Below are 23926 nucleotides of genomic sequence, written 5' to 3' on the forward strand. Positions count from 1 at the left end.
CTTTTGACAGCTGGCAAAAAGGAGGAGGTTTTTGAAATGCCTTTGGAGGAATTCTCCGAATCTTCTTCGTCGAGGCTTGCTTTTTTTAGTGTTATCCTGTAAAATATGACTCGAGGAACAAAACTATCAAAAGGTACACCTTTTGATAGCTGGGAGGTGGAGTAAGGGAGTAAGAAAATCGTTTAGAACGCGCAGCTTTAATAAAAACAAACAAGGAGGATACAGACGATGAAAAAGCGATTTTTGTCGGTATTTATGGTGCTGTGCATGATGCTGACAATGGTTCCATCTGCGTTTGCTGAGGGAGCAGACGGAGACACATTACAGAACAAGATTAACCAAGCGTCAGAAAATGCAACAATTACCTTGGACAAGGCGTACACGGAGAGTATTACCATTCCAGAGGGTAAGACAATCACGCTGGACCTGAATGGACAGACGCTGATCAACGAGGAAGGGAAGCACACCATCACCAACGAGGGAACCTTAACCATCGTGGGGACTGGAACTGTGGACAATGTGAGCCATGGGAAGGGTGCGGTGTACAATGATGCAGGCGCAACCTGCACCATCCTGGGCGGCAACTATACTAGAAGTCAGGAAAACGGGCAAAGTGATTCGGATTCCGGCGGAAACAGCTGGTATGCCATTAAGAATTTTGGAACGATGACCATCGGCGAAGAAGGTGCTCCGAACGACGCGGTCAAGGTGTCCTTTACAGGGAAGTATTCCAGCTTAGTGGCCAACGGCTGGCAAGACGGTGCAGCTGCTGGACAGCCCAACAAAGAACCGGCATATGAGCGAGATGCCCAGCTGACCATTCACAGTGGCACCTTTACCGGCGGGATCAACACCATTAAAAACGACGATTATGGTGATTTGACGATTACCGGAGGCGTCTTTGAAAACGTGGCACAGTACGCGGTGATGAACTGGAATATAGCCAGCATCAGTGGCGGCACGTTCCACTCGGATGAGTGGGCTGTGGTCAACTGTGGTAACAGCAGTTTGCCGATGGACAAGGGAGAGCTGACCATTTCCGGCGGCAGCTTCTCTGGCACGAATGGCTCTGTGGGCAGAACGACAGACGCTGCGGCGCCGCAGATTACCGGCGGTACTTTTTCCAGTGATGTGAGTGCCTTCGCCGGGGATGGCTATGTGTGCGTGAAACAGGAAGATGACATGTACGCGGTGACTGGCCTGACAGCGGACAATGCAGTTGCAGCCATTGGAGAGACTTACTATCAAAGCTTGGCGGCGGCCATTGACAAGGTCCAAGCGGGCGAAACCATCACCTTGTTGAGAGATGTGCCCAATGCCAATGGGATTGTGGTTCCTTCCGAGAAATCGTTTACCGTGGACTTCAACGGACACACTTACACGCTGACTGGGCCTGGTGCCGGCTCACCGTCTACGGAGAGCAACGGATTCCAACTGTTAAAGGATTCCACCATTACCTTTCAAAACGGAACGATTCGGATTGGACAGAACCCCAATAATATTAAGCGTATCATTCAGAACTATGCAAACCTGACCCTGGAGGACATGCAGATCTATGCGGAAAACCAGGTGGAGGGGGAAGACTATGCCCTGAGTTTCAACAATGGTACGATTGTCATTAAAGGAAATACCAGCATTTACACAACGAGTGACGAGGCGATTGCCTTTGATGTTTGCAAGTTTTCATCGTACCCTGGGGTAACGGTTACTTTTGACGAGAGCTACACGGGAACCATCAACGGGATAATTCTGTATGACAGCACGGATGCAGGGACGCATCGGTTGGAGATCAAGGGCAATGGTCATTTTGGAGGGGTGCAGGCCACTTCGAGTGCGGCCAATGCTGCGAAAAGTGCGGTTGCTATCTATGGCGGCTATTTTAACAGCGACCCCAGCAGCTATGTAGCGGATGGTTACATTACTGTGATCAGTGATAAGGAAGACTATTCTTACATGGTGGAGGAGAAAACAGAGACAGACGTTCCTGTTGAACCTGAGATTCAAGAACCGTCTGTCCCGGAAGACTTGCCTGATTCGATCCCTTCTGATAGTCAAGGGGCAGTCAAGGAGGCAGCGAAGGGAATCGAGGTTCCTGAACTGGAAGCAGCGGCGGCAACGGAAGCAAATAGCGTTACAAAAGATCAGGCGGCTGCGATAAAGGCTGAATCCAGCTTAAAGGACGATGAGAATGCAAAAGTTGAAGTACAAGCTTATTTGAAGATTGAACCCCAGGGGTATGACGTGGGACAAACCTATACGCTGGATATTACACCTGTTTATGACTTGGTGGTGACGTCTAACACAGCAGGTGCACAAAATGATGTAATTAAGAAGGAACAGCCCCTATCTATTCACGGAAAGACGACAGTTTCTATTCCTCTGCCGGAGGGGTTTGTTAATGAGGCGCAGGATGTTTATGTTCAGCACAAAGGCTATGAGTATGAGGCACAAGTAAGCGAAGCGGGCGGAAAGATGACCGCCACCTTCACGAACCCCCATGGATTCAGTGCGTTTACTGTCACGACGAAGTCCGCAGCTGTGGCGGAGGTGAATGGTAACCGGTACACTTCCTTCCAGGCTGCGGTGGATGCAACTGGAGACAATGGGACGGTCAAAGTGCTTGATGCTAACGCTACTCTCAATGCCACCATCAGCGGAAGCTCCAAGACCATCTACGTAGAAAACGGTACCGGCGAGAACATTACCGTCACGATTAACGGCACGACAAAGACGATTGAAAAGAATGCAAGCGAGGACTTCACCTATACGCATTCTTCCTCCTCCGGCACCACCCGCTATTCCGTGGAAGTGCGCGGCACCACCGGGGGCACCGTGACAGCCAGCCCAACCCGGGCAGCCAAGGGCGCGACGGTGACCCTGACGGTTCGGGCGGACGAGGGCTACCAGCTGGACGGGCTGACGGTGACCGACAGCAAGGGCGGTACGGTGAAGCTCACGGACAAGGGCAGCGGAACCTATACCTTTACCATGCCCGCGTCCAAGGTGACAGTCCAGGCTTCCTTCACCCAAAACCAGTCCGGGACGCTTCCCTTCACCGATGTGAAGACAGGGGATTGGTTCTATGAGGCAGTCCAGTACGTCTACGACAAGGGCATGATGACCGGCGTGTCGGCGGACCGGTTTGCCCCTGCCTCCACCACCACCCGTGGGATGATCGTCACCATCCTCTACCGGCTGGAGAACGAGCCCGCGGTGTCCGGCGGCAGCGCCTTCACCGACGTGGAGAGCGGCGCCTGGTATGCCGATGCCGTTGCCTGGGCAGCGGCCAACGACATTGTCAACGGCACCAGCGCCACTACCTTTGCCCCCAACAGTCCCATCACCCGGGAGCAGATGGCGACCATGCTGTACCGGTTTGCCCAGTACAAGGGGATGGACGCGGTTACCCTTCAGGAGAACCTGACGGGCTATCCCGACGGGGATCAGGTCAGTGACTACGCCATTCCGGCCATGAACTGGGCGGTTGGTCAGGGCCTGATTGCCGGGATGGAGAACGGGACCCTGGTTCCCCAGGGCAGCGCCACCCGCGCCCAGGTGGCCACCATCCTCATGCGTTTTTGTGAGAACGTCATGCAGTAAGGGCGTGAGAGAAATTGAAAATGAGGAGAGAGCCTTTGCTCTCTCCTCATTTTTTGTAGAATAGGAAAACAGGAGAAAAAGAGAGCCCCTCCCGCGAGGGGCGGGAGGGGAGATCAGTAGTCCTTGACATCAGCCAGAAATTGGGTCCAGGCGTCTGGGTGATCCACGAAGTAGAGGGGGCAGAGCTTGCCGGTGACGTCATAGTGGCGGATGACGTGGTCCCGGCCAATGCCGCAGTAGTCACATAGCCAGGCGGTGAGCTTCACCAAGGCGTCGTAGGAGGCCTGGGTGAATTGGCCGGTGGCGTCCGGGTGACAGACCTCGATGGAGAGGGTGTCCAGGTTCCGGTCGTTGGTGGCGGAGGACTTCTCATCCATGGGGATACACTGGATGATCTCACCATCCAGACCGATCAGGAAATGGGAGCTGACCGTGGTGTCGGGCTGGTCGTAATAGTCGTGGTTCTGCTGGGCGGTGGTGCCGGGATTGCCCACGTAGTGAATGGCGATGTCGGTGACGCCGCTGAGTTTTTCCCCCCGCCGGCCGCTGCCGTTGATGGCAATGATCTGCTTGTCCACCCAATGGGGGGTACGGTCCCGGGCCAGTTTGGACATTTGGTCCCCGCCGCCCACCAGGTTGACGACAATCCCCACAATCACCACCAGGGCCAGCACGGGAATCAGGAGGCGGAGGAGGCGGGGAAGGTCCCAGGCGGGCCGGGGGGCTCTGCGCCGGGGCGTCTGTTTTCGGGGGGCGGTGCGGGGACGGGGTGTGGCTGTGGGCATGACGATGGGCCTCCTTTTGGGGCAGGATTAGGGCAGAGGGACCGGACGGGTGGCGGTTTGGAGCCAAGCGGCCTCCTCTGGGGGAAGGTGGGGGGAGAGGGCCTCCCGGACGCGGGCGTGGTAGGCATTGAGCAGCGTCCGCTCCCGGGGTGTGAGCTGGGCGGGGCATACGGCGTCCAGATCAAAAGGCGTGAGGGTCAGGGTCTCGAACCCCAGGAAGGTGCCGAAGGGGGTGACAGATTTCTCCACGCACAGCAGGAGATTTTCCAGACGAATCCCATAGGCGCCGTCAAAGTAAACACCCGGCTCATCGGAAGTAATCATGCCGGGGGCCAGAGGCGTTTCCCGTCCCATGGGGAGTTGGCGGATGCTCTGGGGGCCCTCATGGACGCTGAGCAGGTAGCCCACCCCGTGGCCGGTGCCGTGGTTAAAGTCCAGACCCAATTCCCACAGGGGCTGCCGGGCCGCGTAGTCCAGGTTGCTGCCCGTGCAGCCGGCCTTGAAGGTTGCGTCTGCCAGGGCCAGATTTCCCCGGAGAACTGCGGTGTAATGGGTTTTTTCCTGTTCCGAGAGGGGCCCCAGGGCGTAGGTCCGGGTGCAGTCAGTGGTCCCGGTGTAGTAGTGTCCGCCGGTGTCCGCCAGAAGAAAGCCCTGGCCGGTGACGGCGCGGTCACTCTCCGGGGTGGCGGAGTAGTGGACAATGGCGCTGTGGGGACCGGCGGCCAGAATGGGGTCAAAACTGGGCTGGAGGTACAGGGGGCAGGCCCGGCGGAAGGCCTCCAGCTGGGCTGCGGCGGAACGCTCGGTAATGGGCTGGCTTCCCACTTGGGTCTTGAGCCAGTACATAAACCGGGTCAGTGCGATCCCGTCGGCCAGATGGGCCTGCTTCATGTTGGCGATCTCCACGGGATTTTTGATGGCTTTGCGCAGAGCCGTGGGGTTGGGGCGGTCCATCACGGAAACATGGCTGGGAATGCTGGTCAAGAGGGTGGTGTTGATCCGCCGGGTGTCCAGCATGACCCGCTGGCTGGGGGTGAGGCGGCCTACATAGGAATAAACACTCTCGTAGGGACGCAGGGAGACCCCGTCGGCCTCCAACTGCTCCAGGACCGCCGGGGAGAACACGGCCGGATTGGCAAAGAGAACCGCGCTGTCCTGGGTAAGGGACAGATAGCTCAGGACCACTGGGTTGCAGGCCACGTCTCCGCCCCGCAGGTTCAGCAGCCAGGCGATGTCCTCCAGGGAAGTGAGAAGGAGCACGTCGGCACCCTCCGCGGTCATGGCCCCCCGGATTTCCCGGAGCTTTTCCCGGCGGCTCACGCCGGCGTATTCCTCTGACAGCAGCCAGGCCGGCTGGGCCGAGAGCGGCGGGCGCTGGGGCCAGACCTCGCCCACCAAATCCAGCTGGTGGTTGATTTTTCCGCCCAGCTGCCGGGCCAGCGCGTGGTACCGCCGGCCGGTCCGGGCATCCACGCAGCGGCCGTCAAAGCCCAGGGTCTGCTCCGGCTGCAGGCTGGCCCGGAGAAAGGCCTCTATGGTGGGGACCCCGGGCTCCCCCTGCTTCATGAGGCGGATGTCAGAGCCCTTGAGCTCCTCCGCTGCCTGGAGAAAGTACCGCCCGTCGGTCCACAGGCCCGCCCAGTTGGCAAAGACCAGCAGGGTGCCGGCGGAGCCGGTGAAGCCGGAGATGTATTCCCGGCAGGCAAAGTGTTCCCCCACGTACTCGCTGCCGTGAAAATCAGCGGTGGGGATGAGATACGCGTCGATTTGATGTTCAGCCATCACGTCCCGGAGGGCCTGAAGAGGATGTGCCATGGGTACTGCTCCTTTATCCTGTTTCTGTATCATAGGACAATTTTTTGAAGGGATTCTGAAGTTTTCCTTAAGAATTGATAAAAAAGGGGGAAGAACGACAGACAAATTCAGTATAGCACGAGAATGAAAAAATGGAAAGCCCCCGCCGGGCCAACGGGAGGGATTCCGGTTTGCCAACGGCGAAATTTGTGGTACAATACCCTCAAACCGAACCGGGCGGATCCCAGGAGGCCGTGCCGGAGAAACCATAGGAAGGTGATTGGGATGATAGAACAGGTGACCATCGTGGGCATGGGGGCGCTGGGGATTCTGTACGGAGACCGGCTGTCCAGGTATTTGGGAGCGGACCACGTCCGGTTCCTGGCGGCGGGAGAGCGGCTGGAGCGATACCGGAGGGAAGGGGCCTGGTGCAACGGAAAGAAGTGCGCGTTCCAGTTTTCCGACGGGACAGACGGGGAGGCCCAGCTGCTGATTTTCGCGGTCAAGGCCCCCGCGCTGGAAGAGGCCATTGCCCTGGCCGCCCCCTGTGTGGGGGAGGAGACCGTCGTCCTGTCTGTGCTCAACGGTGTGACCAGCGAGGAGACCCTCAGCCAGGCTTTTGGTCCGGAGAAGGTGCTCTATGCGGTGGCCCAGGGCATGGATGCCGTGCGGGAGGACAACCGGCTCACCTGTACCCAAGAGGGCACCCTCTTTCTGGGGGTGCCGGAGGAGGACTATTTTGACCGGGGAGACAAGCTGGAGGCGGTCTGGTCCCTCTTCCGCCAGGCGGGGGTGGACGCCCGGAAGGAGGCGGACATTCTCCACCGGATGTGGTGCAAGTTCATGCTGAATGTGGGGGTCAACCAGGTCTGCATGGCCTATGCCTGCGGCTATGGCGGCGTACAGGCGCCCGGCCCGGCTCGGGATACCATGATCGCGGCCATGAACGAGGCCCGCAAGGTCGGAGCCTGCCAGGGGGTGCTGGTCACCCAAAAGGACCTGCGGGAGTATGTGGCCGTTTTGGATAGCTTGAACCCGGAGGCCATGCCCTCCATGCGGCAGGACGCCCTGGCCCACCGTCCCAGTGAGGTGGAGCTCTTTGCCGGTACGGTAATTCAGCTGGCGGAATTCTACGGTATGCAGGTTCCGGTGAACCGGGCGCTGTACCAAACAATCAAAGAGATGGAAACAAATTGGTGAAGGTCCGGCGTAAGCTTGACAAAAAAACAAAGGGCGCGGCGGCGCGGCAGAACAAATTCGCAAAAAACGAAAAAAATGATTGACAGGCCACGGGGGAAGTGCTATCGTGAAAGGCAAAGAAGGAATCTAACCCCAAAGAGATGGACCGTGAGGCGTTGAAAATGAATCTGTTTTTCGCGGAACTGAACATCCTGGCTGTCAGCATTATTGGGGTACTACTCGTCGTAGTAGTACCGGAAATAATGCTAAATGTTATGTCCAGGACAGGAAAGCGAAACGCAAACAGCACGCAGGTTTGACGGAATGATCCCGCTTGTGGGGGCCCTTACGAACCAAGATTTGCGGAGAACTTACAAGCTCTTGTGGTTTTAACGTTTAGCACGTGAAAGACCACGGAGCTTTTTTGTTGTTCCAAAGACGAAAGATTCCCGAAAAGGAGGAGAAAACAGCATGGAAATGACTGGTGCCAAGATCTTGATGGAATGCCTGCTGGAGCAGGGGGTCGACCTGGTGTTCGGCTATCCCGGCGGCACCATCCTGAACGTCTACGATGAGCTGTATCATTACAGGGATCGGATCACCCACATTCTGACCGCCCATGAGCAGGGTGCGTCCCACGCGGCGGACGGCTATGCCCGTTCCACAGGAAAGGTGGGGGTGTGCCTGGCCACCTCGGGCCCGGGCGCGACCAACCTGACCACGGGGATTGCCACGGCCTACATGGATTCATCCCCGGTGGTGTTTATCACCTGCAACGTGACCCAAAACCTCATCGGAAGGGATGCCTTCCAGGAGGTGGACATTACCGGCATTGCCATGCCCATCACCAAATGCACCTATCTGGTCCGGGATGTCAACAACCTGGCCGACACCGTGCGGGAGGCCTTTGCCATCGCCCGCAGCGGCCGGCCCGGCCCTGTGCTCATTGATATCGTAAAGAATGTCACTGCGGAGAAGGCGGAGTATGAACCCCTTCCCCGGGAAGAACACATTCACTCCGGACGTCTGGCCAACCTGATCCGCCGGGCCCGGACCAGCAGCCTGAAAATGCCGGAGCCCAACCAGGAGGATGTGAACAAGCTGGTGGAGATGATCGCTCAGTCCAAGAAGCCCATGCTCATCTGCGGCGGCGGCGTGGTGCGCAGCCGGTCCCATGAGGAGTTCCGGGAATTCGCCCGGCGGATTGACGCCCCTGTGGCCATTACCCTTATGGGAGCGGGGGGGATCGCCGGCCGGGACCCCTTGGCCACGGGCATGATCGGCATGCACGGCTCCAAGGCCTCCAACATGGCCTGTGATGGCTGTGACCTGCTCATTGCCGTGGGCTGCCGTTTCTCGGACCGTGTGGCCCTGAAGCCGGCGACCTTTGCCCGGCAGGCCAAGATTGTCCACATCGACATTGACCGGGCGGAGATCAACAAGAATGTGGAGACCGACCACCACATCATCGGCAACGCCAAGCAGGTGCTGGCACTGCTGAACCAGAAGGTGCCCCAGTATGACCACAGCGAGTGGAAGGAGTATGTCTTCTCCTTCCCCACGGAGACGGCCTATGATGAGAACCCCAACCACCTGACGCCCAAGCAGATTCTGCACACCATCGCCCGGCTCTGTCCCGACGACACCATCGTGTCCACCGACGTGGGCCAGCATCAGATGTGGGCCATCCAGCATTTCCATTTTGACTACCCGGGCCAGCTGCTCACCTCCGGGGGCTTTGGCACCATGGGCTTCGGCCTGGGGGCGGCCATCGGGGCCAAGCTGGGCAACCCGGATAAGACCGTGATCCATATCGCCGGGGACGGCTGCTTCCGGATGAACAGCAATGAGCTGTCCACCGAGGAGTTCTACAAAACCCCCGTCATCACCTTTGTCTTCAACAACCACCGGCTGGGCATGGTCCGCCAGTGGCAGGAGCTGATCTATGAGAACCGCTTCAGCCAGACCACCACCGAGCGGGGCCCCGATTTTGTGAAGCTGGCGGATGCCAACGGCCTGAAGGGCCGCCGGGTCACCACCGTGGAGGAGTTGGAGGCCGCCATCCAGGAGGCGCTGGAGGAACAGAAGAAGGGCCTGGGCTATGTGGTGGACTGCACCATTGAGGAGACCGAGCTGGTCCGTCCCATGGTCAACGGCGGAACCCATATCACCGAGTTCCTGGTCAACTAAGAGGAGGCAAGAGACATGGAAGAAGTGAAATTGCGCACGTTGTCCGTCTTGGTGGACAATGAATCGGGCGTTTTGTCCCAGGTGTCCCGTTTGTTCTCCCGCAAAGGATTCAACGTGGAATCCCTGGCGGTGGGGACCACCGACAATCCCGCCATCTCCCGCATGACCATCGAGGTTCTGGCCAATGAGAACCAGACCAACCTCATGTGCAATCAGCTGGCGAAAATGGTGCCCGTCCACTCGGTCAAGCTGCTGGTGCCCAGCCATTCCATTCGCCGGGAGCTGGTTTTGTATAAGGTGCGCGCCAAAACCAGTGAGGATAAGAACGAGATCATTCAGATTGCCAACATTTTCCGGGGCTCCATCATTGATGTGTCCAAAGAAACCCTCACCCTCTCCGTCATCGGGGACGAGAAAAAGACCGACGCGGTGCAGGAGCTGCTGGCGGACTTTGGGATTGAGGAACTGGTCCGCACCGGCATGATCGCCCTGGAACGTGGTAAATATACCATTGACGAAGACACCAAGGAAAAAGGAGAGTTCAACTATGGCAAAGATGTATTATGAGAAGGACTGCGACCTCAACCAGCTCAATGGAAAGAAGATCGCCATTGTGGGCTATGGCTCCCAGGGCCATGCCCACGCCCTGAACCTGCGGGACTCCGGCTGTGACGTCATCATCGGCCTGCGCAAGGGCGGCAAGTCCTGGCCCGTGGCGGAGAAGGATGGCTTCCAGGTCTATCCCGTTGCCGAGGCCACCAAGGCCGCGGACATCATTATGATCCTCATCAACGATGAAAACCAGGCGGAGATGTACCAGAAGGACATCGCGCCGTACCTCACTGCCGGCAAGGCCATTGCCTTTGCCCATGGCTTTAACATCCGCTACCAGCAGATCCAGCCCCCCGCAGATGTGGACGTGTTCATGGCGGCCCCCAAGGGCCCCGGCCATACGGTCCGCAGCCAATATGTGGCCGGCAAGGGCGTGCCCTGCCTGGTGGCCGTGGAACAGAATGCCACCGGCAAGGCCTATGACATCGCCCTGGCCTACATCGCGGGCATCGGCGGCGCCCGGGCCGGCGTCATGGAGACCACCTTCCACGATGAGACGGAGACCGACCTCTTCGGGGAGCAGGCTGTCCTCTGCGGCGGCGTGGTGGAGCTCATGAAGCTGGGCTTCGAGACCCTGGTGGAAGCGGGCTATGAGCCGGAAAACGCCTATTTTGAGTGCATCCATGAGATGAAGCTCATCATCGACCTGATCAACAAGGGCGGCGTGGCCATGATGAACTACTCCATTTCCGACACGGCGGAGTATGGCGAGTATGTCTCCGGCAGCCGCATCCTGCCCTATGAGCAGACCAAGGCCAATATGAAAGCGGTGCTGAACGACATCCAGGACGGCACCTTCGCCGGCAAGTGGATCGCGGAGAACAAGAACGGACGTACCTTCTTTAACTCCAAGCGGGCCCTGCTGGCCAAGCACCCGATGGAGACCGTGGGTGCGGAACTGCGGAAGAACATGCTCTGGGGGGACGACGCGGACCCCGACACCGCTTCCAACTAAAATTGAAGAACCGCCGCGGCGCATGCCATCAGCGGCGCCAAGGAGACCGGCTCTCCCGTCGTCAGACGGGAGAGCCGGTTTTGGGTTTGTGGAATATGCCTGCTGCGGGGGAAAAGAAATTGTCATGGTGACTAAAAATAATGTTTGCAAAACGGGAAAAGGTGTGCTATAATACCAATAGAGATAGGGAGGAGCTATTTCAAAGGATCGGAAACCTTTTGCCATGTGTGCAGCCCCCTATGGACTGCGGAAAGGAGTCGTCATGATGAAGATTCAATTTTCCAACAAGAATATGACTGTCCCCGATCGCGTCTACTCCCATGCAGAGCAGCGAATCAATGAATTGGATCATCTGTTCCGCGGAGAACCCGAAGCTGTCGTTGTCTTCAGCGCGGAGGACGGCAAGCACGTCATTGAGCTGACGATTTTCTCTGGCACCACCATTTTCCGGGTGGTGGAAAAAACCTCCGATATGCTGGTCTCCATCGACGCTGCGGTCTCCTCCATTCGGCGCCAGTTGAGAGAGCACCGGTCGAAGCTGTCCAACAACATCAACAGCGATGCCTTTGAGAAGGATGCCGATGAGCTCATTTTCATTCCGGAGGTGGACCGCTTTGACGAGCCGGCCTATCAAGTGGTGCGCTCCAAGCAGTTCGAGTTTGGCCCCATGTCCGTGCAGGAAGCCATTTTGCAGATGAACCTGATTGGCCACTCCTTCTTTGCTTTCCGAAATGAGGAGAAGGATGGCGCGTTCTCCGTGGTGTATCGCCGCAATGACGGCGGATACGGTATCCTGGTGGATAAGACCTGACAGCGGGCCGCGCTAACCGGAATCTTTGGATAGAGGACAAACGGGCTCCCGAAATTCGGGAGCCCGTTTTTTGTGGAAACCTATGGGCGGTTTTGCTACGGGACGGGGATGAACAGCGCGTCCACTGTGGTCTCCAACTCCCGTGCCAGGTGGAACGCCAGGGCCAGGGAGGGGTCGTATTTGTTGTTCTCAATGGCATTGATGGTTTGACGGGAGACCCCGCATCCTTTCGCCAGTTCCTCCTGGGACAGACCCAGAGACTTCCGCAAGGCGCGAATCCGGTTTTCCATGGTCACCCCCCCAGCTTCCGCTGGTACCAGGCCAGGCTGCAGGTGAAAAGAATGGCGACGGTGGAAAGGGTGATTAGGGGATTGAGCAGGACGGTTTGACCATGGAAGAACGCGCGCAGGACAGACAGGAGCAGATAGCCCACCGTGCCTGTGAAGGAAAAGGTACAGGCTTTTCCCACAATCATCTGCCGTCTCTCATCCCCCAGACGGAGGAGGCAGAAAAACATGCGGATGATGCAGACAAGGAGAAAGCCAAGGAAGAGGAGAAAAAAGGAAAGCGTGATCAGATCGAATGACATGGGGAAACCTCCAGGAATAAACTCATAATGTCAAAAACTCTTTACATTATGAGGATAGCATACTTCGATTAAAATGTCAAACATTTTTTACAGAATAGAGGGAGAAGGCAGCACCCGATTCGGGTACTGCCTTTCCGTAAGGGTTCCCAAGGGGATTGCTGGGGGATCACTGGGTACCCAGCCCCATGACGTCAATGGAGTGGTGCATGTGAATGGCCATGGCATGCCCTGCGCCGGCGGCGTCGCGCTTTCGGAAGAAGTCCATCAGCAGGGCATGGTCCTTGCGGGTGTCCTCCGCCAGCTGGTCCTTGTGCTGGCCAGAGGCAATGGCGGCGGCCACCGCCTGGTTGATCATGGGCAGCAGGCGCATCATGAAGCTGTTGTGGGTGGCCCGGACAATGGCGGCATGAAATTCCCGGTCCGCCTCGGTTCGGTCCTGCCCCAGGCGGATGCACCGGTCCACGTCCTCTCCCCGGGCCAGGATGTCCGCCATCTCCTCCTCCGTGGCCCGGAGGCAGGCCAGCCGGGCGGCGCTGGGCTCAAAGATGGCCCGCAGTTCAAAGAGGTCCTTCAGCTCCCCCCGGACCTGATCCAGGTGGGAAAAGCCATAGTCGTTGACCTGGGCTGCCTGGTCGGTGACAAAGGTGCCCCGCCCCCGGCGGGCCTCCAGGATTTTTTGGGAGACCAGGACATGGAGGGCCTCCCGCAGGGTGGTGCGGCTGACCCCCAGCTCCCGGGCCAGCTCCACCTCACTGGGCAGCTTCTCGCCGGGGGACAGGCGGTGCTCCACCACGATCATGGTGTACAGCCGGTCGGCGGTTTGTTGGGATAGACTTTTTTTCTCCATAGGGACCTCCTTTTGGGGAAAACCTGCGGATTTCCCTTGACATTGCTCTCTCTATCCTATAATATAATGTCAGACAATTCAAGAGAGGTCATACAATTTTGTATGAGTTTTTATAAGGAGGACAGCCTGATGCGTTCCGATCAAATCAAAAAAGGCGTGGAACGGGCCCCCAACCGGTCCCTGCTCTACGCCCTGGGCTATACCGAGGAGGAGCTGAACCGGCCCCTGGTGGGGGTGGTGAGCTCCTGGAATGAGATTGTACCCGGTCACATGGACCTGGATAAAATTGTGGAGGCGGTCAAGGCCGGCATCCGGGCGGCGGGGGGAACCCCGGTGACCTTCCCCGCCATCGCGGTCTGTGACGGCATTGCCATGGGCCATGTGGGGATGAAGTATTCCCTGGTCACCCGGGACCTCATTGCCGACTCCACCGAGGCCATGGTGACCGCCCACCAGTTTGACGGGCTGGTCATGGTGCCCAACTGCGACAAGAATGTGCCGGGCCTGCTGATGGCGGCCGCCCGGCTGAATATCCCCACCATCTTCTGCTCCGGCGGTCCCATGCTGGCCGGCCGGCTGGGGGATGGCCGGCGCACCTGCCTGAGCCATATGTTTGAGGCGGTGGGGGCCTACCACGCCGGCACCCTGGACGAGGCGGGGGTGCGGGAGTACGAGGAGAACGCATGTCCCAGCTGCGGCTCCTGCTCAGGGATGTATACCGCCAACTCCATGAACTGCCTGACAGAGGCCATTGGCATGGCTCTGCCCGGCAACGGGACCATTCCCGCGCCCCTCTCTGCCCGCCGCCGCCTGGCCAAGCAAGCGGGCATGCAGATCATGGAGCTGATCCGGCGGGACATCCGGCCCCGGGACATCATGACGCCGGCGGCCTTCCACAATGCGGAGACCGTGGACATGGCCCTGGGCTGCTCCACCAATACCATGCTCCACCTGCCCGCCATCGCCCATGAGGCCGGGGTGACCATTGACCTGGACGAGGCCAACGCCATCTCCGCCCGGACGCCCAACCTGTGCCATCTGGCCCCAGCGGGGGACACCTTTATGGAGGACCTGGAGCGGGCCGGCGGCGTTTACGCGGTGATGAAGGAGCTGACCAAGAAGGACCTGCTGGACACCAGCCTTCTCACCTGCACGGGAAAGACCGTGGCGGAGAACCTGGCCCCGGTCCAGAATCTGGACCCCACCGTCATTCGTCCCCTGGAGAATCCCTACTCCCAGAGCGGCGGCATCGCGGTTCTGAAGGGCAACCTGGCTGCGGATGGCTGCGTGGTGAAGCAGTCCGCCGTGGCCCCGGAGATGATGGTCCACAAAGGCCCCGCCCGGGTGTACAATTCCGAGGAGGAAGCCATTGCCGATATTTATGGGAAGAAGATCCATCCCGGCGATGTGGTGGTCATCCGCTACGAGGGGCCCAAGGGCGGCCCGGGCATGCGGGAGATGCTCAACCCCACCTCCGCCATCTGCGGCATGGGGCTGGGGGAATCTGTGGCCCTCATCACCGACGGCCGGTTTTCCGGGGCCACCCGGGGGGCATCCATCGGTCATGTGAGCCCGGAGGCCGCCGCCGGCGGGACCATCGGTCTGGTGGAGGAGGGAGATTTGATCTCCATTGATATCCCCAACTGCAAGATTCAGCTGGAGGTCTCCGATGAGGAACTGGCCCGGCGGAAGGCCGCCTGGGTCTGTCCGGAACCCAAGGTCAAGACGGGCTACCTGGCCCGCTACGCAAAGATGGTGACTTCGGCGGACAAGGGTGCCATTCTGGATTTTTAAAGGAATTGGCGGAGGCAGCCCTGTGGGGTGCTTCGCTGCCGTATTGTATTTGTATTGAGAAGGGAAGCGTTTCAAATGTTAGACATCAAGATCACCAAAACCACAGCCCCCAAGGAAAAGCCCAAGGGAAATCTGGGCTTTGGCCGGATTTTTACCGACCACATGTTTGTCATGGACTACACCCAGGGAGTGGGTTGGCACGACCCCCGCATTGTGCCCTATCAGGACCTCACCCTGTCTCCCGCCGCCATGGTGTTTCACTACGGCCAGGAGATGTTCGAGGGCCTGAAGGCCTACAAGGGGGATGATGGGGCCAACTACCTTTTCCGCCCGGACATGAATGCCAAGCGGACCAACGACACCAACGACCGCCTCTGCATCCCCCGGGTTCCGGAGGAGGACTACGTCCAGGCGGTGAAGGCCATTGTCTCCGTGGACCAGGACTGGATTCCCACGGCCCCCGGCACCTCCCTGTACATCCGCCCCTTTATCATTGCCACGGAGCCCTTCCTGGGGGTGGATGTCTCGCAAACCTTCCAGTTTATCATCATTCTCTCCCCCTCGGGCGCCTATTATGAAAGCGGCCTGGAGCCGGTGGGCATCTGGATTGAGGACGACTATGTCCGGGCGGTCCGGGGCGGCATGGGCTTTGCCAAGACTGGCGGCAACTACGCTGCTTCCCTGGCCGCCCAGGTGAAGGCCCATGACGACGGCTATTCCCAGGTCCTGTGGCTGGACGGGGTGGAGCGGAAATACATTGAAGAGGTGGGCGCCATGAACATCTTCTTCAAGATTGACGGCAAGGTGGTCACTCCCATGCTCAATGGGTCCATCCTGCCGGGGATCACCCGGAACTCCGTGCTCCAGCTCTGCCGGGACTGGGGCCTGCCCACGGAGGAGCGGAAAATCTCCGTGGAGGAGCTCATCCAGGCCCAGAAGGAGGGCAAGCTGGAGGAGGTCTTCGGCACCGGCACCGCCGCGGTGATCTCCCCGGTGGGCAAGCTGCGGTATAAGGACGATGTCATGGTCATCGGCAACGGGGAGATTGGCCCTCTGAGCCAGAAGCTCTATGACACGGTGACCGGGATTCAGCTGGGCAGACTGGAGGACAAGTTTGGCTGGCGGGTCCGGGTGGACTGAGGCGCACCCCTGGAAAAACGAGAAAACACACCATTTGGCCGCCTGCGGGCGGCCAAATTGCTGCGGAGAAAACGATAGGAGGATTGACAATGGACCAACTGGTATCCCGCTTGCTCCTGTACGGAGACTTGGGAGAAGAGGCCATTCTGTCCAAACTGGCGGCGCTGTTCCAGGCTTGGAAGGGAAGTAGTATGCCCCGGCAGACCCTGGTGCGGGGCATTTACCACCAGGTCAAGGGGCTGCTGGACCTGGCGACAGAGTATGGCTTTGACGAGAATCTGTGGCAGAACTACCTGACCTTTCTGCTGATGACCAACGAGAACTCCTTCAGCCTGATTACCGAGCGGGTGGGCGCCCAGGACGGCTCGGTGAACCACTTTGCCCGGAACGATTTTCGGGTCTTTCGGGCCCTGTTCCACTACGATTTTTCTGCCGTGGAGGGGGATTTGAACCTGGACTGCTTTACCACCCTCAGCCATTACAAGGCCATTGCCAAGCACGGGCGGCGGTACAACCAAAACGTCAGTGAAAAGGTCCGGGACCTGAGCCGCCGTCTGGCCGCGGCCCCGGATGACGAGACGTTTTTCCGTCTGGTCACGGAACATTACCGGCAGTATGGCGTGGGGATGCTGGGCCTGAATAAGGCCTTCCGCATCCAGTCGGGGCCGGAGGGGATTGGGTTTATCCCCATCTACAACACGGACAAGGTCATGCTGCGGGACCTGGTGGGTTACGAGAGCCAGAAGGCGCAGCTGCGGCACAACACGGAGGCCTTCCTGGCGGGGCGAAGCGCCAACAACGCCCTGCTCTATGGGGACGCCGGCACCGGCAAGTCCTCCAGCGTCAAGGCTCTGATCAACGAGTACTATGACCAGGGCCTGCGGATGATTGAGATTTATAAGCATCAGTTCCGGGACCTGTCGGCGGTGATTGCCAAGGTGAAAAACCGGAATTACCGGTTCATTATTTTTATTGATGACCTCTCCTTTGAGGAGAACGAGGTGGAGTATAAGTTCCTCAAAGCGGTGATTGAGGGCGGGGTGGAGACCAAACCGGACAACATCCTTCTCTACGCCACCTCCAACCGGCGAAACCTCATCCGGGAGACCTGGAAGGACCGGGCGGACATGGAGCATGAGAACGACGTCCACCACTCGGACACCTTGGAGGAAAAGCTCTCCCTCTCCGCCCGCTTTGGCGTGCGGATCAACTATTCCATCCCCAACCGGACCCAGTTCCAGGAGATGGTTCGGACCCTGGCCCAGCGGCAGGGCCTGACGGTGCCGGCGGAGGTGCTGCTGGCGGAGGCCAACAAGTGGGAACTGCGCCACGGCGGCGTCTCCGGCCGCACGGCCCAGCAGTTTATCAACTATATGGGTGGGGCCAGCGCCCCAGCATTTGCTGGTTCGGGGAACCAGATGGAAAAAAGAGAATCTCCTTCCCCGGGAGAAGCATCTATTTGAAGAGGGTCTAAAAGCGAGGCCGCTTCTCTCTGAGAAACAGGGAGAGGTGGCCTTGTAATTTGGGTGTGTCGGATATGCGAATACGCTACACCTTGATGAAATCACATATAAAAGTGTTTTCAATTATTCATTATACCGTAATTGAGGAAAACAATTTGAAATATAATAGATAAAATGATGAAAATGCGTTGCGAATTTTGCGAAATTATGTTATAGATAAACTATGACATAGAAAATAAGGGGGGAACTTATGCGGTATCTATTTTACGGAATGTTTTTGATGATGATACTGGGTTTAGCGGCCTGTACACCGCAGGAAACAGCTTCTATTTCAGCAGAGCCTGTCCAAGACACTGCCGCAGTGGAACCAATCATGCCAGACAAGCCAGTTCTCACCTTAGGAGAAAACGGCCAAGGTACCTTAGCTACTCCGGTGAGCGTGGGTGAGGATTATGGGGTCTTAGTGACTCTGTCTTTCCAATACAGCGATAAGGAAGGGAAAAAGCAGATTACCGGCATCGGAGAGGCCACGGTAGAGAATGCGAAAGGCTGGTTCCATGTAAACCGGGTTGCAGAGATTGACCGAGAGCACATTTACCTCAGTGACGATGGTTGGCAAGCTACGGTACCTTTTACTTATTATGTCAGCTTGGGCTCTGGATATGATGCTTATGACAGTGCGGCGGTCATCTCCCTGAATGCCGATATGCCCATGTCACAACCCTAAAGGACACCAGGGTATGGGAGTTCTCCCATGCCCTGGTTTTATATTTTTCAGAATAGGAAAAGACGAATCGGTGAATTTCCCCTTTAGAAGCAAAGGGATGAGCAGACAGCCTGGTCCAAAGAGCGGCGGATCAGGCTGTCTCTTTTGTTTCCCGGCGTTCTGCCTTGCCCGGGAGAGAAAAGTGTGCTATCATTTTACCGCAAAAATGACGCGGGTGCAGAGAGGAGACGTAGGATGGAACGGCTGCTGATTTTGGAGGACGATCTGGCCTTGGGAGAGGGGGTCCGGCTGGCGCTGCAGGGGGATGACCGGCCGGTGACCTTGTGCCGGACTTTGGCCCAGGCCCGGCAGGCGCTGGAGGAGGCCGGGCCCTTTGCCCTGCTGATCTTGGATGTGAACCTCCCCGACGGCAGCGGCCTGTCCCTGCTGGAAGAGGTCAAGGGGCGGGTGCCGGTGATCCTCCTCACCGCCAATGATCTGGAGACCGACATTGTGGCCGGGCTGGAGCTGGGGGCGGAGGACTACATTACAAAGCCCTTTTCCCTGGCGGTCCTCCGGGCCCGGGTGAATGCCCAGCTGCGCCGGGGAAAAGGCGCCGGGAATGAGGTGGTGGAGACCGGGGAATTTGTCTTTGACTTTGGCCGGATGGAGTATCGAAAGAAGGGGAAGCTGGTGGAGCTGAGCAAGACGGAGCAAAGGCTGTTGAGGCTCCTGGTCCAGAACCGGGGGACCACCCTCAGCCGGGGGGACCTGGTGGACCGGGTGTGGACCGATGGTGCAGAATATGTGGAGGAGAATGCCCTGTCTGTCACGGTGAAGCGGCTGCGGGACAAGCTGGAGGAGGTCCCATCCAAGCCCCGGTATCTCAAAACCGTCTATGGGATCGGGTATACCTGGGCGGTGAAGTGAGATGGGAGTGACCGTTGTTCTGTGCGCGGTTTCCGCCGTCCTGGGGGCCTTGGCCGGCGGGCTGTGGTTTCGCCGGCGGGAAAAGCGCACCCTGCAAAGCCTGGATGGGATGCTGGACCAGGCCATCTGTGGGGAATTCTCCCCGACCAAGTTTGACGAGAGCCTCTTTTCCGCGGTGGAGAGCCGGCTGGCCGATTACCTGGAGGCCTCCGCGGTGTCGGCGCGGAACCTTCAGGCGGAAAAGGACGCCATCAAAACCCTCATTGGGGACATCTCCCACCAGACCAAGACGCCCATTGCCAATCTTTTGTTGTATGCCCAGCTGCTGGGGGAGCAGCCTCTGCCCCCCCAGGGCCGCGACTGTGCCGCGGCCCTGGAGAGACAGGCGGAGAAATTAAAAACCCTCATTGAAGCCCTGGTGAAGACCTCCCGCCTGGAGAACGGCATCCTGACCTTTCAGCCTGTGGTGGGGCCCCTGGCCCCTATGCTGGAACAGGCGGTGGCGGGACTCCAGCCCAAGGCGGACAGGAAGGGGATCACACTGACCCTGCTGCCCACCCAGGCCCAGGCGCGGTTTGACCCCAAGTGGACGGAGGAGGCGGTGTGCAACCTGTTGGACAACGGGGTGAAGTACACCCCCACCGGCGGGGCGGTCACCGTGTCGGTGACCGCTTATGAGCTGTTCTGCCGGATTGACGTGACCGACACGGGGATGGGCCTGGCGGAGGAGGAGCAGGCCAAGGTGTTCCAGCGGTTCTACCGGGCTCCGGCGGCCCGGGACGGGGAAGGCGTTGGGATCGGCCTGTACCTGGTCCGGCAGATTGCGGCGGGGCAGGGGGGCTATGTCAAGGTATCCTCCCAGCGAGGGCGGGGGAGTACCTTCTCCCTGTTTCTTCCCCGGGAGGGGGCTGCCGCGTCGGAGAGAATCTTTCGAAACTGATAGAATTCAGAAAGAATGTGGAAAGAATCCTCTGGTATAGTCTGTACTGTCGAAGGACGTACAGACTATTTTCTGTTTGGAACCATGGAGGAATTTGATATGACAATCTTGGAGACCAGAGACCTGCGAAAGGTCTACGGCGCAGGGGATACGGAGGTCCGTGCCCTGGACGGCGTCCATCTCACGGTGGAAAAAGGAGAGTTTGTGGCGGTGGTGGGGACCTCGGGGTCCGGCAAGTCCACCCTGCTGCACATGCTGGGAGGCTTAGACCGGCCCACGTCGGGGTCTGTAACGGTGGATGGCCGGGAGATTTTTCAGCTTAAGGATGAGGAACTGACCATTTTCCGCCGCCGGAAGATCGGCTTCGTCTTTCAAAACTATAATCTGGTGCCTGTGCTCAACGTTTACGAGAATATTGTCCTGCCCATTCGTCTGGACGGCAAAGTAGAGGACCGGGCCTATGTGGAGCAGATCATCGCCACCCTGGGGCTGGAGAAGAAGCTCCAAAATTTGCCCAACAACCTCTCCGGGGGTCAGCAGCAGCGGGTGGCCATCGCCCGGGCCTTGGCGGCCAAGCCCGCCATTATTTTGGCCGATGAGCCCACGGGCAACCTGGACTCCAAGACCAGCCAGGACGTGATGGGGCTGCTCAAGGTGACCTCCCAGCGGTTTGCCCAGACCATTGTGATGATCACCCACAATGAGGAGATTGCCCAAATGGCCGACCGGACCATCCGCATTGAGGATGGACAGATTACCAGCCGGGGGTGAGAGGGACATGATCCGCGTATCCAACAAAGCCTGCGTCCGGCATTTGGGACGCCAGTCCATGAAGGCGGCCAAAACCCGAAACTGCATCGCCGTGCTGGCCATCGCCCTGACCACGGTGCTCTTTACCTCCCTGTTTACCATCGCCCTGTCCATCAACGACGGCTTTCAGCAGTCCAATTTCCGGCAGGCGGGGGGATATAACCACGCCACCTTCAAATCATTGACCCAGGAACAATTTGGGGAGATCAAGGAGGACCCCCTGATTAAGGAGTGGGGCCTGCGCCGGTTCATAGGGATGCCCACAGAGGCCCCCTTTCACAAGAGCCATGTGGAGATCGGCTACTCCGACCCAACCCAGGCCAAGTGGATGTTCTGCCAGCCCCAGGAGGGACGCCTGCCCCAGGAGGGCACCAATGAGGCGGCCACCGACACCCGGGTACTGGAGCTGCTGGGGGTGGAGCCTGTTTTGGGGGCGGAGTTTACCCTGACCTTCGGGATCGGGGCGGGCTCGGTGGAGACCACCCAGACCTTTACCCTCTGCGGCTGGTGGGAATATGACGAGGCCATCCCGGCTGACCATGTGCTCATTCCCGAGAGCCGGCTGGAGTCCATCCTGGCGGAGACGGGATATGTCCCTGGACAGGACGCCTCCGGCGCGGGACTCTGGGGCCTGGATGTGATGCTGGACAGCTCCCTGCACATTGAACAGGATGTCCAGACCATTCTGGCCAACCACGGCTATCAGGACCAGAACCGGCAGGAGGACAATTATGTGAATACCGGCGTGAACTGGGGCTACACCGGAGCCAAGATGGCCGAGAACATGGACCCGGCCACGCTGGCGGCGCTGGCGGCGGTGCTGCTGCTGATTGTGTTCACCGGATACCTGATTATCTATAATGTCTTCCAGATCTCCGTGACCAACGACATCCGATTCTATGGCCTGCTGAAGACCATCGGGACCACCGGGCGGCAGATCAAAGCTCTGCTGCGGCAGCAGGCGCTGCTTCTGAGCTGTATCGGCATCCCCATCGGGCTTGTGCTGGGCTGGATGGTGGGCGGTCTGCTGGCGCCCATGGTGATCCAGCGGCTGGACGGCGTAGTGAGTACCGTGTCCGTGCATCCCCTGATCTTTGTGGGCTCGGCCCTGTTTGCCCTGTTCACCGTGCTGCTGTCCTGCGCCAAGCCAGGCCGGCTGGCGGCGAAGGTCTCCCCCATTGAGGCGGTACGGTACACGGAGGGCAGCCAAAGCAAGAAGAAGGCAAAGCGAGGCAGCGGAAGGGTGTCGCCCTTTTCCATGGCCCGAGCCAACCTGGGCCGCAGCAAGGGCAAGACCGTGGTGACGGTGCTCTCCCTGTCCCTGGCGGTGGTGCTCACCACCATAACGGCCACCTTTGTGGGGGGCTTTGACATGGACAAGTATCTCTCCAAAAGCATCTGCACGGACTTTGTCCTGGCGGACGCGGGGCATTTTCAGGTGGGGGACACCTTCCACGCCGGTATGGCCCTGCCCCAGGAGGTCATTGACCAGGTGACCAGCCAGGGCGGCGTGGCCGAGGGGGGAAAGGTCTATGGAATGACGACCGCAGTACAGGAGGGCGTGACGGAGGACTGGTTCCGTTCTGCCAACCAGCAGTGGTATACCGAGGAGCAAATGGAGAGCTTGATTACGGGCATGGAACGGGATGCTGGGAACCACCTGCTGGACAGAGCACAGCTCTATGGCATGGAAGGCTTTGCCTTGGATCAGCTGGACGTGATGGAAGGGGACCTGTCCAAGCTGTATGAGCCGGGCGGGCGCTACATTGCCGCCGTGTATAACAAGGATGACTATGGCAAGTGGAGGCCAGACTCCCATTGGGCCAAGGTGGGGGACCAGGTCACCCTGCGGTACGTGTCAGAATTTGAATATTACAGCCCCACCACCGGGGAGGTCTTCGGGTCCGAACCCCCGGAGAAAGAGGCATACTTGTCCCGGGCGGTGGAATACCAAGAGGTTACCTATGAGGTGGCGGCGTTGGTAGCTGTGCCCAGCTGTCTGGGTTATGGCTACTATGGGGCGGATGAATTTGTGCTCAACGATGCAACATTCTGCCAAGATACGCAGAGTGACAGCGTGATGCTCTATGCCTTCAACACCCAGGAGGGCGGGGCGACGGCCATGGAGGACTTCCTGGCCGACTACACGGAAAACCAGAATCCCCAATACGACTATGTGAGCAAGGTCACCTACCAGGCGGAGTTTGAGAGCTTCCGCGCCATGTTCCTGATGCTGGGCGGGGCGCTGAGCTTCATTGTGGGGCTGGTGGGCGTGCTGAACTTCTTCAACGCCATTTTGACGGGCATCCTGACCCGGAAGCGGGAGTTTGCCGTGCTCCAGTCCATCGGCATGACCGGGCGGCAGCTGAAGATCATGCTGGTCTGGGAGGGCCTCTTCTACGCGCTGGGGTCTATCCTCATTGCCCTGGTGCTGGCCCTGGTGCTGGGGCCGCTGTCCGCACCCACCCTGGAGAACCTGTTCTGGTTCTTCACCTATCATCTGACGGTGACCCCGGTTCTGATTCTGCTGCCGATCTTTCTGCTGCTGGGCGGCCTGGTCCCGCTGGCGGTTTACCGGTCGGTGGCCCGGGTCTCCGTGGTGGAGCGGCTGCGGGAGGCGGAGGGCTGAGGCGCTGCCCTGTCAAACTGCATAATCGTTCGGAACAAACCGGCCCTATCCCACAGGATAGGGCCGGTTTGTTGATGGCGTTTTGGCAGTCTCGCCGGGAAGGTGCAAAGATTGCACGAAAACGGAAGCAGGGGGAACACAAAACTATGAAA

19 protein-coding genes are annotated in these 23926 nt (G+C 58.8%); 14 read left to right on the forward strand and 5 right to left on the reverse strand.

Features of this window, described 5'->3' with window-relative positions; genetic code table 11:
* Positions 1–228: 228 nt before the first annotated feature.
* Positions 229–3600 (forward strand): S-layer homology domain-containing protein, encoded by a 3372-nt coding sequence (locus DV520_RS12565; RefSeq protein ID WP_117142266.1) that lies wholly within the window; start codon positions 229–231, stop codon positions 3598–3600.
* Positions 3601–3713: 113 nt separating this feature from the next.
* On the opposite strand, the gene DV520_RS07025 is transcribed toward DV520_RS12565, so the two are convergent.
* Positions 3714–4385 (reverse strand): peptidoglycan recognition protein family protein, encoded by a 672-nt coding sequence (locus DV520_RS07025; protein ID WP_021918923.1) that lies wholly within the window; start codon positions 4383–4385, stop codon positions 3714–3716.
* Positions 4386–4412: 27 nt separating this feature from the next.
* Positions 4413–6200 carry an aminopeptidase P family protein gene (locus tag DV520_RS07030; RefSeq protein WP_117142267.1) on the reverse strand — a complete coding sequence of 596 codons (1788 nt, stop codon included), beginning with the start codon at positions 6198–6200 and terminating at the stop codon, positions 4413–4415.
* A gap of 264 nt (positions 6201–6464) precedes the next feature.
* Here DV520_RS07030 and DV520_RS07035 point away from each other — a divergent pair, with 264 nt between their 5' ends.
* The 5 genes from DV520_RS07035 to hpf all read left to right on the forward strand — a co-directional run bounded on the left by DV520_RS07035 (position 6465) and on the right by hpf (position 11926).
* Positions 6465–7379 carry a ketopantoate reductase family protein gene (locus DV520_RS07035; protein WP_242984661.1) on the forward strand — a complete coding sequence of 305 codons (915 nt, stop codon included), beginning with the start codon at positions 6465–6467 and terminating at the stop codon, positions 7377–7379.
* A gap of 450 nt (positions 7380–7829) precedes the next feature.
* Positions 7830–9548, forward strand: a complete 1719-nt coding sequence (ilvB, locus tag DV520_RS07040; protein ID WP_117142268.1) for a biosynthetic-type acetolactate synthase large subunit — start codon at positions 7830–7832, stop codon at positions 9546–9548.
* 15 nt (positions 9549–9563) lie between these two features.
* Positions 9564–10115: an acetolactate synthase small subunit gene (gene ilvN, locus DV520_RS07045; RefSeq protein ID WP_021918919.1), complete on the forward strand. Its 552-nt coding sequence runs from the start codon at positions 9564–9566 to the stop codon at positions 10113–10115.
* Complete coding sequence (gene ilvC / locus DV520_RS07050; RefSeq protein WP_117142269.1) at positions 10096–11115, forward strand: ketol-acid reductoisomerase; 1020 nt, start codon at positions 10096–10098, stop codon at positions 11113–11115. The genes ilvN and ilvC overlap by 20 nt, the downstream gene beginning before the upstream one ends.
* A 265-nt stretch (positions 11116–11380) precedes the next feature.
* On the forward strand, positions 11381–11926 hold the full coding sequence (gene hpf / locus DV520_RS07055; RefSeq protein WP_021918916.1) for a ribosome hibernation-promoting factor, HPF/YfiA family: 546 nt from the start codon (positions 11381–11383) through the stop codon (positions 11924–11926).
* A 95-nt stretch (positions 11927–12021) separates the two neighbouring features.
* Here the strand turns inward: hpf and DV520_RS07060 are convergent, their stop codons facing one another.
* The 3 genes from DV520_RS07060 to DV520_RS12675 form a co-directional block, all read right to left on the reverse strand.
* Positions 12022–12216 (reverse strand): helix-turn-helix transcriptional regulator, encoded by a 195-nt coding sequence (locus DV520_RS07060; protein WP_021918915.1) that lies wholly within the window; start codon positions 12214–12216, stop codon positions 12022–12024.
* Positions 12217–12218: 2 nt separating this feature from the next.
* Entirely contained in the window at positions 12219–12515 is a 297-nt protein-coding gene (locus tag DV520_RS07065; RefSeq protein ID WP_021918914.1) for a hypothetical protein, read from the reverse strand.
* Between the two features lie 166 nt (positions 12516–12681).
* On the reverse strand, positions 12682–13362 hold the full coding sequence (locus DV520_RS12675) for a FadR/GntR family transcriptional regulator (RefSeq protein WP_021918913.1): 681 nt from the start codon (positions 13360–13362) through the stop codon (positions 12682–12684).
* A gap of 129 nt (positions 13363–13491) precedes the next feature.
* Here DV520_RS12675 and ilvD point away from each other — a divergent pair, with 129 nt between their 5' ends.
* The 8 genes from ilvD (at position 13492) to DV520_RS07110 (ending at position 23774) form a co-directional block, all read left to right on the forward strand.
* Complete coding sequence (gene ilvD / locus DV520_RS07075) at positions 13492–15156, forward strand: dihydroxy-acid dehydratase (RefSeq protein WP_021918912.1); 1665 nt, start codon at positions 13492–13494, stop codon at positions 15154–15156.
* 75 nt (positions 15157–15231) lie between these two features.
* The gene (locus DV520_RS07080) at positions 15232–16296 is read left to right on the forward strand and encodes a branched-chain amino acid aminotransferase (protein ID WP_117142271.1); all 1065 of its coding nucleotides are present in this window, start codon (positions 15232–15234) and stop codon (positions 16294–16296) included.
* Between the two features lie 89 nt (positions 16297–16385).
* Complete coding sequence (locus DV520_RS07085) at positions 16386–17759, forward strand: ATP-binding protein (protein ID WP_117142272.1); 1374 nt, start codon at positions 16386–16388, stop codon at positions 17757–17759.
* Positions 17760–18009: 250 nt separating this feature from the next.
* Positions 18010–18486: a hypothetical protein gene (locus DV520_RS07090; RefSeq protein WP_117142273.1), complete on the forward strand. Its 477-nt coding sequence runs from the start codon at positions 18010–18012 to the stop codon at positions 18484–18486.
* A gap of 234 nt (positions 18487–18720) precedes the next feature.
* A complete protein-coding gene (locus tag DV520_RS07095; protein WP_117142274.1) occupies positions 18721–19395 on the forward strand; it encodes a response regulator transcription factor in 675 nt (224 codons plus the stop codon).
* Between the two features lies 1 nt (position 19396).
* Positions 19397–20335 (forward strand): sensor histidine kinase, encoded by a 939-nt coding sequence (locus DV520_RS07100; protein ID WP_117142275.1) that lies wholly within the window; start codon positions 19397–19399, stop codon positions 20333–20335.
* 99 nt (positions 20336–20434) lie between these two features.
* A complete protein-coding gene (locus tag DV520_RS07105) occupies positions 20435–21106 on the forward strand; it encodes an ABC transporter ATP-binding protein (RefSeq protein WP_117142276.1) in 672 nt (223 codons plus the stop codon).
* A gap of 7 nt (positions 21107–21113) precedes the next feature.
* Positions 21114–23774, forward strand: coding sequence for an ABC transporter permease (locus DV520_RS07110; protein WP_242984662.1), 2661 nt, complete (start codon positions 21114–21116; stop codon positions 23772–23774).
* The last annotated feature ends 152 nt before the right edge of the window (positions 23775–23926 follow it).

It is taken from the genome of Evtepia gabavorous (genome assembly GCF_003425665.1).
Classification (GTDB): Bacteria; Bacillota; Clostridia; order Oscillospirales; family Oscillospiraceae; genus Evtepia; species Evtepia gabavorous.